Genomic DNA, 259 nt, shown 5'->3' with positions numbered 1-259 from the left:
CAATAATGATCTGAAATTCCAGAATTACTTTGTTTTTGATATTTAATAGTTTTAGTTATTAGATTTTCTATATTGCTAATACTTCCATCTAGTTCTAACAATTTTTCAATTTTTTTGTTAAGAGTCTGAGCATTAATTTGAAAAGCAAATAGTGTAATAACAGCAAAAATTAAATTCTTTCTCATAGTTTTTTTGAATGTTTGATAATCTAATTTTGGTATCGAGTTTTAATTAACTAATTAACTAATTAAAACAAAAA

1 protein-coding gene is annotated in these 259 nt (G+C 21.2%); it reads right to left on the bottom strand.

Annotated elements, in window-relative coordinates; translation table 11 throughout:
- Positions 1 to 185 (bottom strand): hypothetical protein (locus tag ACY2RX_RS14710; protein ID WP_490104731.1); only part of this gene is annotated, 185 nt, incomplete at its 3' end.
- Positions 186 to 259 lie beyond the last annotated feature (74 nt).

The sequence above is a fragment of the Polaribacter sp. 2405UD43-2 genome, from assembly GCF_058147125.1.
The sequence above is the reverse complement of the archived record's forward strand: the minus strand, read 5'-3'. Positions and strand labels throughout refer to the sequence as shown.